The organism is Streptomyces sp. NPDC028635, from assembly GCF_040637635.1.
Classification (GTDB): Bacteria; Actinomycetota; Actinomycetes; order Streptomycetales; family Streptomycetaceae; genus Streptomyces.
Map to the genome: position 1 here is coordinate 1 of NZ_JBEZWX010000009.1, position 13,864 is coordinate 13,864.

At 74.1% G+C, this 13,864-nt stretch carries 12 protein-coding genes; 6 read left to right on the forward strand and 6 right to left on the reverse strand.

Annotated features, from left to right (window positions below):
- Positions 1–126: 126 nt before the first annotated feature.
- Positions 127–1,335 (reverse strand): NAD(P)/FAD-dependent oxidoreductase, encoded by a 1,209-nt coding sequence (locus tag AB0E88_RS12150; RefSeq protein ID WP_361628042.1) that lies wholly within the window; start codon positions 1,333–1,335, stop codon positions 127–129.
- Positions 1,336–1,857: 522 nt separating this feature from the next.
- On the opposite strand from AB0E88_RS12150, the gene AB0E88_RS12155 reads away from it, so the two are divergent.
- A complete protein-coding gene (locus tag AB0E88_RS12155; RefSeq protein WP_361628045.1) occupies positions 1,858–2,457 on the forward strand; it encodes a GNAT family N-acetyltransferase in 600 nt (199 codons plus the stop codon).
- Positions 2,454–3,359, forward strand: a complete 906-nt coding sequence (locus AB0E88_RS12160; protein WP_361628048.1) for a GNAT family N-acetyltransferase — start codon at positions 2,454–2,456, stop codon at positions 3,357–3,359. Before AB0E88_RS12155 ends, AB0E88_RS12160 begins: the two co-directional genes overlap by 4 nt.
- Here the strand turns inward: AB0E88_RS12160 and AB0E88_RS12165 are convergent.
- Both AB0E88_RS12165 and AB0E88_RS12170 read right to left on the reverse strand, forming a co-directional pair.
- Entirely contained in the window at positions 3,337–4,005 is a 669-nt protein-coding gene (locus tag AB0E88_RS12165) for a pyridoxal 5'-phosphate synthase (RefSeq protein WP_361628051.1), read from the reverse strand. The two genes, AB0E88_RS12160 and AB0E88_RS12165, sit on opposite strands and share 23 nt — an antisense overlap.
- A gap of 118 nt (positions 4,006–4,123) precedes the next feature.
- Positions 4,124–4,747, reverse strand: a complete 624-nt coding sequence (locus AB0E88_RS12170; RefSeq protein WP_361628054.1) for a LysE family translocator — start codon at positions 4,745–4,747, stop codon at positions 4,124–4,126.
- 82 nt (positions 4,748–4,829) lie between these two features.
- On the opposite strand from AB0E88_RS12170, the gene AB0E88_RS12175 reads away from it, so the two are divergent.
- Positions 4,830–5,279 (forward strand): Lrp/AsnC family transcriptional regulator, encoded by a 450-nt coding sequence (locus AB0E88_RS12175; protein WP_361628057.1) that lies wholly within the window; start codon positions 4,830–4,832, stop codon positions 5,277–5,279.
- A gap of 298 nt (positions 5,280–5,577) precedes the next feature.
- Here AB0E88_RS12175 and AB0E88_RS12180 read toward each other — a convergent pair whose 3' ends face one another.
- Positions 5,578–6,213: a TetR family transcriptional regulator gene (locus AB0E88_RS12180; protein ID WP_361628652.1), complete on the reverse strand. Its 636-nt coding sequence runs from the start codon at positions 6,211–6,213 to the stop codon at positions 5,578–5,580.
- Between the two features lie 134 nt (positions 6,214–6,347).
- Between AB0E88_RS12180 and AB0E88_RS12185 the strand changes: the two genes are divergently transcribed.
- The 3 genes from AB0E88_RS12185 (at position 6,348) to AB0E88_RS12195 (ending at position 10,393) form a co-directional block, all read left to right on the forward strand.
- A complete protein-coding gene (locus tag AB0E88_RS12185; RefSeq protein ID WP_361628060.1) occupies positions 6,348–7,079 on the forward strand; it encodes a VOC family protein in 732 nt (243 codons plus the stop codon).
- A gap of 190 nt (positions 7,080–7,269) precedes the next feature.
- Positions 7,270–9,639 carry a serine/threonine-protein kinase gene (locus tag AB0E88_RS12190; protein ID WP_361628063.1) on the forward strand — a complete coding sequence of 790 codons (2,370 nt, stop codon included), beginning with the start codon at positions 7,270–7,272 and terminating at the stop codon, positions 9,637–9,639.
- A 175-nt stretch (positions 9,640–9,814) separates the two neighbouring features.
- On the forward strand, positions 9,815–10,393 hold the full coding sequence (locus tag AB0E88_RS12195; protein ID WP_361628066.1) for a hypothetical protein: 579 nt from the start codon (positions 9,815–9,817) through the stop codon (positions 10,391–10,393).
- 90 nt (positions 10,394–10,483) lie between these two features.
- Here the strand turns inward: AB0E88_RS12195 and AB0E88_RS12200 are convergent, their stop codons facing one another.
- Positions 10,484–10,654 (reverse strand): hypothetical protein, encoded by a 171-nt coding sequence (locus AB0E88_RS12200; protein ID WP_361628069.1) that lies wholly within the window; start codon positions 10,652–10,654, stop codon positions 10,484–10,486.
- 206 nt (positions 10,655–10,860) lie between these two features.
- Complete coding sequence (locus AB0E88_RS12205) at positions 10,861–13,806, reverse strand: BTAD domain-containing putative transcriptional regulator (protein WP_361628072.1); 2,946 nt, start codon at positions 13,804–13,806, stop codon at positions 10,861–10,863.
- Positions 13,807–13,864: the final 58 nt, after the last annotated feature.

The following is a 13,864-nucleotide window of genomic DNA, read 5'->3' on the forward strand; positions in this document are numbered from 1 at the left end:
GGGGTCGGTCCCGGGGCGGGCCGGCCGGCGCCGCCGAGGGCACCCTCCGCCGGTGCCGGCCGCTGCGGGCGGACACCCCCCACCCCGTCCCCTTCCCGCCGTCGGCGGCTGCGGGTCGCCATCAGCTCAGGTGCGGGGCGCCGCGCCGGGGTCGGAGGGGAGACCGGAGACGGTCGTGCCGTGGGACCGGACGATGGCCTTGGCTATCTTCTCGGCGTCCAGGGCCAGTTCGCGGAGCATGCCGCTGATGGGGTTCGTGAAGCCGGTGAAGTACAGGCCCGGGGCGTTGTGCGGGCTGCGCGCGCCGTGGGTGGCGGGGCGGCCGTTCTCGGTCAGTACGGCCAGGTGGCCGACGAGGCCTTCCAGGGCGCGGGTGTAACCGGTGGCGGCGACCACGGCGTCCGGTTCGATCCGGGTGCCGTCGGCGAGCAGGACCTTGCGGTCCTCGAAGCCCTCGACGGCCGCGACGACCTCCACCCTCTTGCTGCGTACGGCGTCAATGAGGCCGACGTCCTGGACCGGGATGGCACCCTCGGTGACCCTGCTGTACAGGCCGGTGCCGGGGCGGGGCAGGCCGTGGGCGGACAGGTCGGGCACGCTGAGCCGGGCCAGGGGGCGGGCGAGCGCGTCCACCAGCGGCACCGGCAGGCGGCGTACCAGGACGCCGGTGTACTGGGCGGCCCAGCCGGCCGTCGAACGGCGCACGATGTGCGGGACGGTGCGCACCGCGAGCCGTACCCGCGCGGCGCCGCCCTCCGCCAGGTCGACGGCGATCTCCGCACCGGTGTTGCCGGCGCCGACGACCAGGACGTCGCGGCCCGCGTACGGTTCGGCGTTGCGGTAGCCGGAGGCGTGCAGGAACGCGCCGGCGTAGGTGTCGCGTCCGGGCCAGTCGGGGACGTACGGCGTGTGGTTGAAGCCGGTGGCGACGACCACGGCGGCGCCGGTCAGCTCCCGGCCGCCGGTGGCGTGCAGCAGCCAGCCGTCGGACGTGCGGTCGATGCGCGACACCTCGACGCCGGTGACGATCTCCAACTCGTGGTGCTCGGCGTACTTCTCCAGGTACCGCACCACGTCGTCCCGGGCCACCCAGCGTCCGAACCTGCGGGGTATCGGCAGTCCCGGCAGGGCGGACAGACGGCGGGTGGTGTGCAGGTGCAGCCGGTCGTAGTGACCGCGCCAGGACGCGCCGACCCGGTCCGCCCTCTCCAGCACGACCGCCCGCACACCCCGGGCCCGCAGCGCGTACGCCACGGACAGACCGCCGGGGCCGCCGCCGACGACGTAAACGGGGCGGTCCGTCGTGGGGCGCGGGAACGTGGGGGAGTCGGCCATGAGCGCGAGCGTAATCACGCCCGCGTTTGATGGGTCTCGGTCAAGAGGGGAATTGGTTGCGGATTGATCACGCCTGTGAAAATCCGCCCCCCGGTGCGGCGGCCCACTCCTGCACCCGTGACGGCCCGCAGCCGCCGACGGCGGGAAGGGGACGGGGTGGGGGGTGTCCGCCCGCAGCGTCCGGCACCGGGCAACGGCGCCCCTCGTCGGAAACGGCCGGCCGGACCGAGGACGGACACCCCCCACCCCGGCCCCGACTCACAGACCACCGCAGGCGAGACCGCAACCACCCACCGGACAGCAACGGGCCGCCGCAGGCACCAAAGGGGCGCGGGGAACGGCGCGACCAGCCACAACGAAACCCGCAGTCAAAACACGACCAGGCGCCGCAGGCAAAGGCGACCAGCCACAACGAAACCCGCAGTCAAAACACGACCAGGCGCCGCAGGCACCCGCGCCGCAGGTCACCGCGCTGGTAAAAATCCCAACCCCCCACCCCACCCCCTCCTGTTCAATGACCGGATGACCCCCGCTCCAGCACTCCGTACGCACGACCTCCGCCTCCGACGCTGGAACCCCGCCTCGGACGCCGACGTCGAGACATTCCTGCGTGGCTGCTCCGACCCGGAGTTCCAGCGCTGGAACACGCCGCTGCGCCCCATCGCCACGCTCGCCGACGCCCGCGCCACCCTCCGGGCGAAGGCCGACGCGGCCGACGCCGGTACCGGTGTGGCGTTCTGCGTGGAGGACGCCGACAGCGCGACTCCGCTCGGCCACATCGGCGTGAGCCGGATCGACCGCGCCATGCGCTCGGCCACCGTCGGCTACTGGGTCCTCCCCGAGGCCCGCGGCCAGGGCGTCGCCACCCGTGCCCTGGCCGTCGCCTCCCGCTGGGTGTTCACCGATCTCGCCCTGCACCGCCTCGAACTCGACCACGCCGTGGGCCACGACGTCTCGTGCAAGGTCGCCGAACGCTGCGGCTTCCGTTACGAGGGAACGCTGCGCGGCGCGATGTGGGAGGCGGGCCGCCGTGACGCCTTCCGCGACTGCCACCTGCACGCGCGCCTCGCCACCGACCCCGAGCCGCACGCCACCCCCGGCCCTCAGGAGGGACCCGCATGAGCGGCTGGTGGAGCACCACCGACCTCGACGTCTTCCTCGCCCGCGTCGGCGCCTTCCTGCATTCCCGCCCCGCCGCTCACACCCTTCCGCTCTCCGTGACCGACGCGCTGCGCCACCGCGGCCTGCACGCGTTCGGTGACGGCGACCCCGTCTTCGGCGCCCTGGAACGCGCCGGCGCCGTCGAGGCGGTCTTCGTCCGCACACCCCCGTGGCCCCTGCACGTGACCGCGCTCCCCGAGCCCGACGCGGACGCCGCCGCGCTCGCCGCACACCTGGCCGCCGAGGGCCTCGATCCGTCCGGCGTCACCGCCGACCGGGCCACGGCGGCGGCGTTCGCCGCGGCCTGGGAGCGCCGCACCGGCGCGGCGGCCAGGGTCGACAAGCAGCAACGGCTGTACCGCCTGGCGGAGTTGGCGGTGCCCGAACCGGCACCGGCCGGAGGCCCCCGTGTCGCCGCCGCCGGCGACCGCGCCCTGCTGGCCCGCTGGTTCACCGAGTTCGGGGAGGCGGTCGGCGAGTCCGCACCGGCCGACGCCGGGGCCTGGGCCGACGCACGCCTCGCCTACGGCGGCGTCACCCTCTGGGAGACCCCGGACGGCACCCCCGTCGCCATGGCCGGCGTGACCCGTCTGATCGCCGGACAGGTCCGGGTGGCCCCGGTCTACACCCCGGCGGACCTGCGCGGCCGCGGCTACGCGGGCGCCGTCACCGCCGAGGTCAGCCGTTCAGCGCTCGCCGCCGGCGCCGGCGAGGTGCTCCTCTTCACCGACCTGGCCAACCCCACCAGCAACGCCCTCTACCAGCGGATCGGCTACCGCCCGGTGGCCGACTTCACGGTCTGGGAGTTCGATACGGCGGCTGAAGACGCCGCCAGGGACGTCACGGCCACAGCAGCCCCTTGACCCACTCGCCCGCGCCCTCCCGCCGGTACACCACGCGCACATGCCGCCGGGCCTCGTCGCCCTGGAAGAACTCCACTTCCTCGGGCAGCAGCCGGTACAGCGTCCACGTCGGCGCCTGGGCGTCCGGCTCCCGCCGGGCCCGGTCCCACGCGGCCTGCGAGACGCGCCGCAGCTCCTCGACGGACTCCAGCGGCGCGCTCTGCCGCCCGGTGAGCGCCGCGGCCAGCGCGCCGGTGGAGCGGGCGTGCAGGTCCGCCTGCGCCTGCGCCGACGGCGCCGCGGTCACCGGTCCGCGCACCCGCACCTGCCGCCCCAGCACCGGCCAGTAGAAGCAGAGGGCGGCATACGGCCGTACGGCGAGCTGGCGGCCCTTGCGGCTGACGGCGTGGGAGGCGAAGGCCCAGCCGTCGGCGTCGGCGCCGTGCAGCATCACGATCCGTACGTCCGGGCGGCCCTCCGCGTCCGCGGTGGCCAGCGACATGGTGTGCGGTTCGGGCTGCCCGGCCGCCACCGCGTCCGCGAACCACTCCTCGAAGAGGGCGAGCGGCTCGGCGGGGGCGGTGTCCGGGTCGAGGGGCGGCAGCCGCGTCACCTCCGGGTCCCACACCCGAAGTGACCTCAGCAGCTCGTGCAGGTGGGTTGCCATGAGCGGAAGTATGGCCGGGACATCGAGATCATCGGACGGTGGTCTCGGCCGGGTGCGCCCCGATGCCCGGGGATCCGTTCCGGAAGACCGGTTACGCCTTCACCGCCTGCGGCCGTGCTCACAGCGTGGCCAGGCGCTCCACCAGCAGGAACGCGCCGATGCCCAGCATCGCCGCGCCCGACGTCCGGGTGACCGCGCGGGCGGCGGCGGGCCGGGCGCCCAGCACGGCCCGGGCCAGCACACCGACCGCCAGGTAGACGGCGGCGCAGCACGCCATGTGCAGGACGCCCAGCACCGCGGTCTGCGCCGGGACGGGCAGGCGGGCGCCGTGGACGGTGAGGAACTGCGGCAGGACGGAGAGGTAGAGCAGCAGACCCTTGGGGTTCAGGCCGCTGATCGCGGCGCCTCGGCCGAAGACGCGCAGGCCGCCCTGCGTGTCCACGGACTCCCCGGCGTCCGGTGTCACGGGCCGCCGCAGCACGTTCCAGCCCAGCCACACCAGGTACGCCGCGCCCACCACGGTCAGCGCGGTCAGCAGCGCCGGTGACCCCGCGACGAGCACCGCGAGCCCCGCCGCGGCCAGTGCCGTGTGCAGCGCGTACCCGGCCACCAGACCGGCCACGGCCAGCGTCACCCTGCGGCCCCCGAGCCCCGCGGCGATGGCGTACGCCCAGTCGGCGCCCGGTACGCAGACCAGCAGGAAGTCCAGGGCGAGGAAGGAGAGGAGGGTCGCGGAGTCCATACCGGGGACATTAGGCGCGATCCGCCCGAAGGTGTTCCCGAAATTTGCCCGCGCTCTCGCACGTCGGGGGAAGATCTGCCTCATGGACGACGTGGACCGGAAAATTCTTGCGGAGCTCCAGCAAGACGGACGGCTGACCGTGACCGAGCTGGCCGCGCGCGTGCGGCTGAGCGTCTCCCCGTGCCACCGGCGGCTGCGCGAGCTGGAGCGGTCGGGGGCGATCAGCGGGTACCGGGCGGTGGTGGACCCGGTGGCGGTGGGGCTGACCTTCGAGGCGCTGGTCTTCGTCTCGATGCGGCAGGAGGACCGGGAGACGGTCGCCGGCTTCGAGCGGGCCCTGCAGGAGGTGCCGGAGGTGGTGGAGGCACAGCGGCTGTTCGGCGAACCGGACTACCTGCTCCGCGTGGTCGCCGCGGACCTCGCGGCCTACCAGCGCCTCTACGACGACCGTCTGGCCACCCTTCCGGGCGTGCAGCGCCTGACGTCCACGCTGGTGATGAAGCATGTGGTCAAGGACCGTCCCCTGCCGTGACGCTGCGCTGTGCTGGTGCCGGGTCCGGTGGTGGCGGGGTGCGCCCGTCTTCCGTCCGCGGCGCCGTCATGGCCGGTCGCGCCCGCGCGGCGGAGCCGCTTGTTGGTGCAGCCCCGCGCCCCTTCGGGCGCTGCTGGTCGCGCCCGCGCGGCGGAGCCGCTTCTCGGTGGAGCCCCGCGCCCCTTCGGGGCGCTGCCCCTGCGTCGCGGAGGCGGATACGCGGCAGGCGGTGGTCCAGCTGGGTGGACCACCGCCTGGCAGACAGGACGTGCGGGGTGAGGGGACGGGCCGGGCGGGGCTACCGGGTCGGCTTCTTGCCGGTGACGCCCAGGTGGACCAACAGCGCCAGGTTCGGCTTCAGTTCGGCCTGCTTCACACCCCACGCCGTGAAGCCCTTCTGGTGGGAGGCGACCGCCGCGAGCATCGCGACGAGCGCGCCGGCGATCGCCGCGGGGTTCACGTCCTTGTCGATCCTGCCCTTGGCCTGCAGCTCGGAGATCGACTCCGCGAGGGAGCCGTTCACCGCGGTGAGGATCTTCGTGCGGATCTTGTTGAACCGCTTGTCGCCCTCGGCGGCACCGAGATCGATCACGCGCAGGATCGCGTCGTTCTGGCGCCAGAACTCGAGGAAACCGTCGACGAGTTCCTGGGCGCTCTGCCAGCCGGCCTTGCCGGCCCAGGACCGGCCCTTCACCAGCTCGGCCAAGACGGCGCCCTCGGCGGTCATTTGGTCGGCGAGCTCCAGGACGGCGCCTTCGACGTCCGGGAAGTACTGGTAGAACGTCGCGGGCGAAGTGCCCGCCTTCCGGGCCACGTCGATGACCTTGACGTCCCGGTACGGAGAGGAGCTGAGCATCTCGCTGAGGCAGTCGAGCAGCTTCTGGCGGGTCGCCTGCCCTCGCCGGCCGGCCACGCGGCCGTCGACGGTACGCACTTGTCCTGTCATGCCGTCAGCTTACCGAGGGGGTGTCGGAGCGCGATTTGGCCGACTGCAAATGGGGTGCACGGGGGTGCGGAGGCTGGTGTGCCTGGTCTGCGCGGTGCGCGCGGTCCCGTTACTTTGGCGGCATGGCCGAAAACAGCGCATCCGCGTACCCCGAGGGCGCCCCCTGCTGGGTGGACGCCCAGCTGCCGGACGTGGAGGCGGGCAAGCGGTTCTACGGTGAGCTTTTCGGGTGGACCTTCGAGTCCGCCCACGGCGACTCGGTGTGGGCCCGCCTGGACGGGGAGCCGGTCGCCGCGCTGGCCCGCAAGACCGACGGGCGGCTGCCCACCGTGTGGACCGTCCACTTCGCCACCCCCGACGCCGGGGCGCTCTGCCGCCGTATCCGGGAGGCCGGCGGGCAGGTGGTCACCGCGCCCATGGAGGTCGGCGAGCTGGGCGTCGCGGCCCTGGCGGCCGACCCCGAGGGCGCCGTCTTCGGCCTGTGGCAGCCGGGCGGCCACTCCGGCTTCGGCCCCGGCCGGGCGGAGGAGGAGGGCGGCTTCGCCTGGGTGGAGCTGTACGCCCGGGACACCGCCGCCGCCAACGCGTTCTACGGCGACCTCTTCCACGACGCCCTGTTCGGGCCCGGTGCCGAGCCCCGCTTCGGCCGTGCCCCGGTCTCCGACGTCTTCCCCGCCGAGATGCCGCCGCACTTCCTGGTCCACTTCGGGGTGCGGGACTGCGCGGAGGCCCTCGGCCGGGTGCGGCGGCTCGGCGGCCGGGTCCAAGCGGACCCGTTCACGACGTCCTACGGCACGGTGGCGGTGGTCACCGACGACCAGGGGGCGTCCTTCGCCCTGCTGGAGCGGCCGTAGCCCCGTCCAGGAAGCCCCGTATGCCCTGAAATAGTGCGAGACACCCCTCCTGTCGCCTGGTTCGCAACGAGTGCCCGGGCCAGGAAGAATCGGGGTGCGTGCCGCCACGGCGGTGCGGTGGTGAGACGCTGCACTTCGGCCGTGTCCACAAGCAGGTGGTACGCGGCTCGTACGGGGAGGTGGCAGGCAAGTGGTGGATCAGCTGACGCAGCACGATCCGCGGCGGATCGGGCCGTTCGAGGTGCTGGGACGGCTGGGTGCCGGCGGCATGGGGCTGGTCTATCTGGCACGCTCGGCGTCCGGCCGGCGCGTGGCGATCAAGACGGTGCGCACCGAACTGGCCGAGGACCAGCTGTTCCGGGTCCGCTTCACGCGCGAGGTGGAGGCGGCCCGCGCGGTCTCCGGCTTCTACACGGCGGCCGTCGTCGACGCCGACCCGCGTGCGGCGGTGCCGTGGCTGGCCACCGCGTACGTGCCCGCGCCCTCCCTCGAGGAGATAGTGAACGAGTGCGGGCCGCTGCCGGCCCAGGCGGTGCGCTGGCTGGCAGCCGGTGTCGCCGAGGCGCTGCAGTCCATCCACGGCGCGGGCCTGGTCCACCGCGATCTGAAGCCCTCCAACGTGCTCGTCGTCGAGGACGGCCCCCGGGTGATCGACTTCGGCATCGCCTCCGGTGTATCGAACACCCGTTTGACGATGACGAACGTCGCCGTCGGCACCCCCGCCTACATGTCACCCGAGCAGGCCAAGGACTCCCGCAGCGTCACCGGCGCCAGCGATGTGTTCTCGCTCGGCTCCACCCTGGTCTTCGCCGCCACCGGTCACCCGCCCTTCCACGGCGCCAACCCGGTCGAGACCGTCTTCATGCTGCTGCGCGAGGGCCCCGACCTGGAGGGCCTGCCCGACGAGCTGCGCCCGCTGATCGAGTCCTGCATGCAGATGGAGGCCACGGCCCGCCCCACCCCGGCCGACCTCCAGGCCCAGCTCGCCCCGCACCTGTTCGGCTCCGGATCCGACGACAGCGGTACGGCCTCGGCGTGGCTGCCGGAGAAGGCCGTCGCCCTGATCGAGACCCGCCGCGGCGGCCGCCCCCCCGCCAAGCCGGCCCCGGCCGGCCCGCGCAGCGCCGGCCGCGGCGGCTCCGCCGGCGGACAGGGCGCGGGCCCCGCGATCCCGCCGCCGCCCCCGCACGCTCCCGCCGTCCCCGCACCGCCGGTCTCCGTGGGCGCCCCCGACACCGGTCCGGTCCGGCTGGCCGGCGCCGCCGTGCCGATCGGCCCCGGCCCCCGCGTCGCCGACCTGCGTGCCGCCGCGGTCAAGGCACCGGCGCCCGAGGCCGCGCTCGCCGCCTCCTGGTCCCGGCCGCGCCCCGGCGTGGGCGGCGCCGACCCGGCCGTACCGAATCCGCCGCCGGCGCCGCCGGAGCCGCAGACGGGCTGGCGGCCCTGGCGTTTCCGCATGTCGAACGACGTCTGGGGCACCCCGGCCGTCGCCGACGACCTGGTCTACGTGACCTCCTTCGAGGTGCACGCCCTCGACGTGGCCACCGGCCGGCGCCGCTTCAAGACCCGCGACGTCGCCTGGTCCATGGCGGTCGCCGACGGCCGGGTCCACGCCTCCGACGGGCCCACCCTCTTCGCCCTCGACGCCCGCACGGGCACCGACCTGTGGCGGTTGCAGACCGACGCGTGGGTGTACTCCCTCAAGGCCGAGCGCGGCACGGTCGTCACCGGCACCCGAGGCGGCGGTGTCCAGGCCTGGGAGGCGTCCGGCGGGCAGAAGCTGTGGGAGATCACCGGCGTCCAGACCGACTTCGAGTCGCCCGAGGCCGGGCCCGCCCTGCACGAGGGCACCGTCTACGTCTGGCAGGACGCCCGGCTGCGCGCCCTCGACGCCCGCACCGGCGACGAGCGCTGGTCGTATCCCATCGGTGACGCGGCCTCCTGCGGCGGCGTCCCGCTGCGCCTCACCCAGGCCCCCGACGGTTACGTCTACATCAGCGCCGGCACCCGGGTGCTCGCCGTGGACGTGTCGAGCGGCATGGTGCGCTGGCACTTCGAGGCGCCCGCGGTGTTCCTGTCCCCGCCGGCCTTCGTACCGGGCCCGGCGGTGACCGGCGGCGGGGTGTACCTGGCGGACTACCTCGGCACGGTGTACGCCCTCGACGCCACCGACGGCCGCGACCGCTGGCGCATCGCGACCGAGTCCCGCGCCTCCGTCGAACCGGTCCTGGTCGTCGCCGGTCACGTGCACGTCGGCAGCGGCAAGGGGCTGTACACGCTGGACGCGGTGACCGGTACGCCCAAGTGGCGCTTCCAGGCCGGAGGCGACATCGTGGGCGCGCCCGCGGTCGCCGAGGGCCGTATCCACTTCGGCTCCACGGACCACTTGCTGTACACCCTGAAGGCCGACGACGGCCGGCTGCGCTGGAAGCTCGCCACGGGCGGGGAGATCACCGGCTCGCCCCTGGTGCGGGACGGCGTGGTGTACGCGTGCAGCAAGGACCGCTGCGTGTACGCGCTGGACGCGGAGAAGGGGACGGGCACGGCGCGGACGGCGTGAGGCGGCTCCCCTGACTGGGGACGGCCGTCGTGCGGGCGCACGGAAGGGTTCCGGACGGCGGCCGTGGTGTCGGGGAGCGGCCCTGCCGGCCGCTCGCACGGCCGGCACCGGGCGGGGTGCGGGACGGTCGCCTCGCGGTGACATGTCCGTGACCAGCCGCCCCTAGGGTGTCCCCATGAGCAGATGGGGTCGCGAGTTCAGGTTCCTGACCGTGTCGGCACTGGTGGTCCTGTCGCTGACCGGCTTCTCCACGGGCAGTCACAGCAGCAGTGGCGGCAGCAGTGGGGGCGGCAAGGTCAGCAAGTCCAAGTCCGGCTCCGGCAGGAGCGGCAAGAGCAGGAGCAGCAGGCACAGTTCGGGCGGTGGCGGCTGCAGCAGCTCGCACCAGGACCACGACGCCTACGACGACGATGACGACACGTCGGGCGACGACACGTACGCCGACACCACCGACGCGACCGAGGTCACCGCGATACCCCAGCAGGGCGCGAAGGTAAGGCTGTTGAGCTGCGCGACGAGGAAACAGCCCTACGCGACGGTGGAGTTGCGCAACCCCAACGCCCAGGACGGCACCTTCGAGCTGCGGATCAGCTTCCTGGACGCCAGGGGAAAGCTCGTCGACTTCGAGCTGGACCATGTCGAGGTCCCCGGCAACGGAACGGTCACCACCAAGGAGTACGTCGTCGGCAACGTGTCGGCGGTCCGCCGCTGCCAGGTCTCCGAACTGGCGGACCCGGTGACGTCGACTCCGTGAACCTCCGGAGCCGGCGTCACCGGGCATGCCTCGGCCGCGGCGGCTCCCCCTCCGTGCCGCCGCGGCCGTACCCCCGCGCGTGGTGGTCTGTCAGGCCTCTTCGCTCGTGATGTGCGTGTCCAGCGGCTTGACGACCGTGCCGCCGTCGGCCTTCGCGTCCGTGATGTGCGTGTCGAGCGGCTTGACGGTGCCCGCGTCGGCGTCGGTGATGTGGGTGTCGAGCGGCGTGACGGTGCCGTCGGTCTTCTTGTCTGCGGCCATGTTCAACTCCTGTGGCTGGGGACGAGTCCCGCCCGGCGACTCCCCCGAGGACGCCGGGCGGGCAGGTCAGGGCCGTTCACCTTAACGGCGGGCCCTCGGCGGCGATCCGTCTGCCCCCCGACGCGACGCATCGACCACCATCAGGGTGCCGGGCGGCGATAAACGAACGATGAACGCGAGCGGGTGCGGACCCGGGGGGACACCCCCTAGGCGGCGGCCACCGGGTTGAGGAGGCGTCGCACCTCGGCGAGCTCCGGCGAGTCCAGGGTCTCGTAGATGGCCAGCGCCTCGCGCCAGCAGGCCTGGGCGCGGTCGATCTGGCCGACCCCGTGCAGGGCCCGGCCCAGGACGGTGAGGACGTTGCCGCGCCGCCATTCCCCTCCGATGCCGCGCAGCACGGCGAGGGACTGTTCGGCGAGGGCGGCGGCTTGTGCGGGCTTGTGTTCGCTGAGGCGTACTTCGGCGATCCGGAAGATGCTCATGCCCTCCCAGAGGCGCTGACGGCTGTCCCGGAAGACCTCGAGGGCCTCGCCCAGCTGCTTCGCCGCGTCGGCCAGTTCACCGGCCTGGGCGAGTGCCAGTCCCAGCGCGTAGCGGCCGTTGGCGCCGCGCAGGGTGTGCCCGAGGTGGTCGTAGATCTCGACGCCCTGGCGTGCGAGGTCGATCGCGCTCTTGGTCTGCCCCATGGCGAGGTGGGAACGGGAGAGGTTGCACAGGGCGCTGGCCTGGCCGGCCAGGTTGCCGTCCGACCGGAAGTTGGTGATGGCCTCCTGCAGATAGCCGGCCCCTTCGGCGTGCTGACCCAGGTAGACCGCGATGACGCCGCGGTGGTTCGGCACCCAGCTCTTCAGGGCCGGGTCGGTCACCGTGCGGGCCAGCTCCGCCGCCCGGCTCACCTCCTCGTCGGCCTGGGCGAACCGCCCTGCCGCCAGGTGGGACTCGGTCAGCGTGGTCCGCGCCCGCCCTTCGGCCCGGGCGTCGCCCGCCGCCCGGGCGGCATCGCGCGCGGCCGTGGCGACCACCTCGTACCCGCGGGAGTTGGCCCCGGACTCCGCCAGGTCCTTCACCGCCCACAGCAGATCCACCGCGCGCCGCAGCATCGGGCCCCGGGCGCACTGCTGCACCAGCGCCAGCACGGTGTGCGCCTCCGCGTACAGCCAGTCCTGGGCCGCGTGCCGGTCCTCGAACGTCAGGCCCCGGTACTCGGTCCCCGCCAGGTGGTCCACCAGCCGGTCGCCGGGCCGTTCGATCGCGTACACGCCTGCCGCCGTGGACAGGTAGAAGTCCAGGAGGCGGGAGACGGCCGCCTCACGTTCCCGCGGCGGCCACTCGTCGCGCTCCGCGCAGGCACGCGCGTAGAGACGGACCAGGTCGTGGAAGCGGTAGCGGCCGGGCGCCGCCGATTCCAGCAGGGAGGTGTCGACCAGGGACTCCAGGAGGTCTTCCGTCTCCTCGGCCGGCAGGTCCAGGACCGCCGCGGCCGCCGCGAGCGAGATGTCCGGGCCGTCGGCGAGGCCCAGCAGGCGGAACGCGCGGGCCTGGGCCGGTTCGAGCTGCCCGTAGCCCAGTTCGAACGTCGCCTTCACCGCCAGGTCCCCGGCCTGGAGCTCGTCAAGGCGGCGGCGTTCGTCGGCGAGCTTGGCCGCCAGGACCGACACCGTCCAGGTGCGGCGGGCCGCCAGACGGGACGCCGCGATACGGATCGCGAGCGGCAGGAAGCCGCACGCCGCGACCACGTCCAGCGCCGCCTCCCGCTCCGACCCCACCCGCTCCTCGCCCACGATCCTCGTGAACAGGGCCAGCGCCTCGTCCGGCGCCATCACGTCCAGGTCGACCAGGTGCGCCCCGGCCAGGTCCAGCATGCGCACCCGGGACGTCACCAGTGCCGCGCACCCTTCCGTGCCGGGCAGCAGCGGACGCACCTGCGCCGCGTCGCGGGCGTTGTCCAGCAGCACCAGGACGCGGCGGCCGTCGAGCACCGAGCGGTACAGGGCCGCCCGTTCCTCCAGGGAGTCCGGGATCGCGGAGTCCGCGGTGCCGAGGGCGCGCAGGAAGGAGCCGAGGACCGTCTCGGGTTCGGCGGCGCGCGGACCGGCGCCCTGCAGGTCGACGTAGAGCTGGCCGTCGGGGAAGGCCGCGCGGGCCTGGTGGGCGACGTGCACCGCCAGGGTCGTCTTGCCGACGCCGCCGATGCCGGCCAGCGCCGACACGGCCATGACCCGGCCCTCGGCGGACGCGAGGATGTCGCCCAGTTCCCGCACGAAGGCGCTGCGGCCCGTGAAGTCCGGTACCGTGGCGGGCAGTTGGGCCGGTCTGGGCCGTGGTGTCACCGGCTCGGTGGGGGCCGACGCGGGCTCCGCGAGCGCCGGGTCGGCGCGCAGGATCCCCTGCTGGAGTTCCCGCAGGCCGGGGCGCGGGTCCACGCCGAGTTCCTCGGCGAGCAGCCGGCGGGTGTCGGCGTACACGGCGAGGGCCTCCGCCTGGCGGCCGCTGCGGTAGAGGGCCAGCATCAGCAGTTCCCGCAGCCGCTCGCGCAGGGGGTGGGCGGCCGTGAGAGCGGTCAGCTCCGAGACCGCCTCGGCGTGGCAGCCCTGCTCCAGGTCCATGTCGAGGCGGGATTCCAGCAGTTGCAGCCGCCACTCCTCCAGGCGGACCCGCTGCGCCTCCGCGTACGGGCCCGGTACGCCCGCCAGCGCCTCCCCGTCCCACAGTTCGAGTGCCCGGCGCAGTACCTCACGGGCGTGGCACAGGTCCCCGGCCGCCCGGGCCTTGTCCGCCTCGGCCGCCAGGTCCCGGGCGACCGCGAGGTCGAGCGTGCGCGGGCCGCGGATGGCGTAGCCGCCGGACTCGCTGACCAGCACGCCCGCGTCCAGGACCTTGCGCAGCCGGGAGGCGTAGGTGCGCAGCGCCGCCAGCGCCTGCGAGGGCGGCTCCTCGCCCCACAGGGCGTCGATCAGTTCGGCGGCCGTGGCGGTGCGGCCCTCGCGCAGCAGGAGCGCGGCGAGCAGGGCGCGCTGCTGGGGGGAACCGGTCGCCAGCGGGTCCTCGCCGCGCCAGGCCCGCACCGGGCCGAGCACGTCGAAGCGCAGGGCCGCCGACTCCACCGCGGAGTCAGGGCGCCTCTGCTCCGGCACCCGCGGAACACCGTCCATCGCCGTCCCCCCTGGAGATCCCGAGCAACCCCGTCAGTTTGCCTTGTTCATGGCGGAT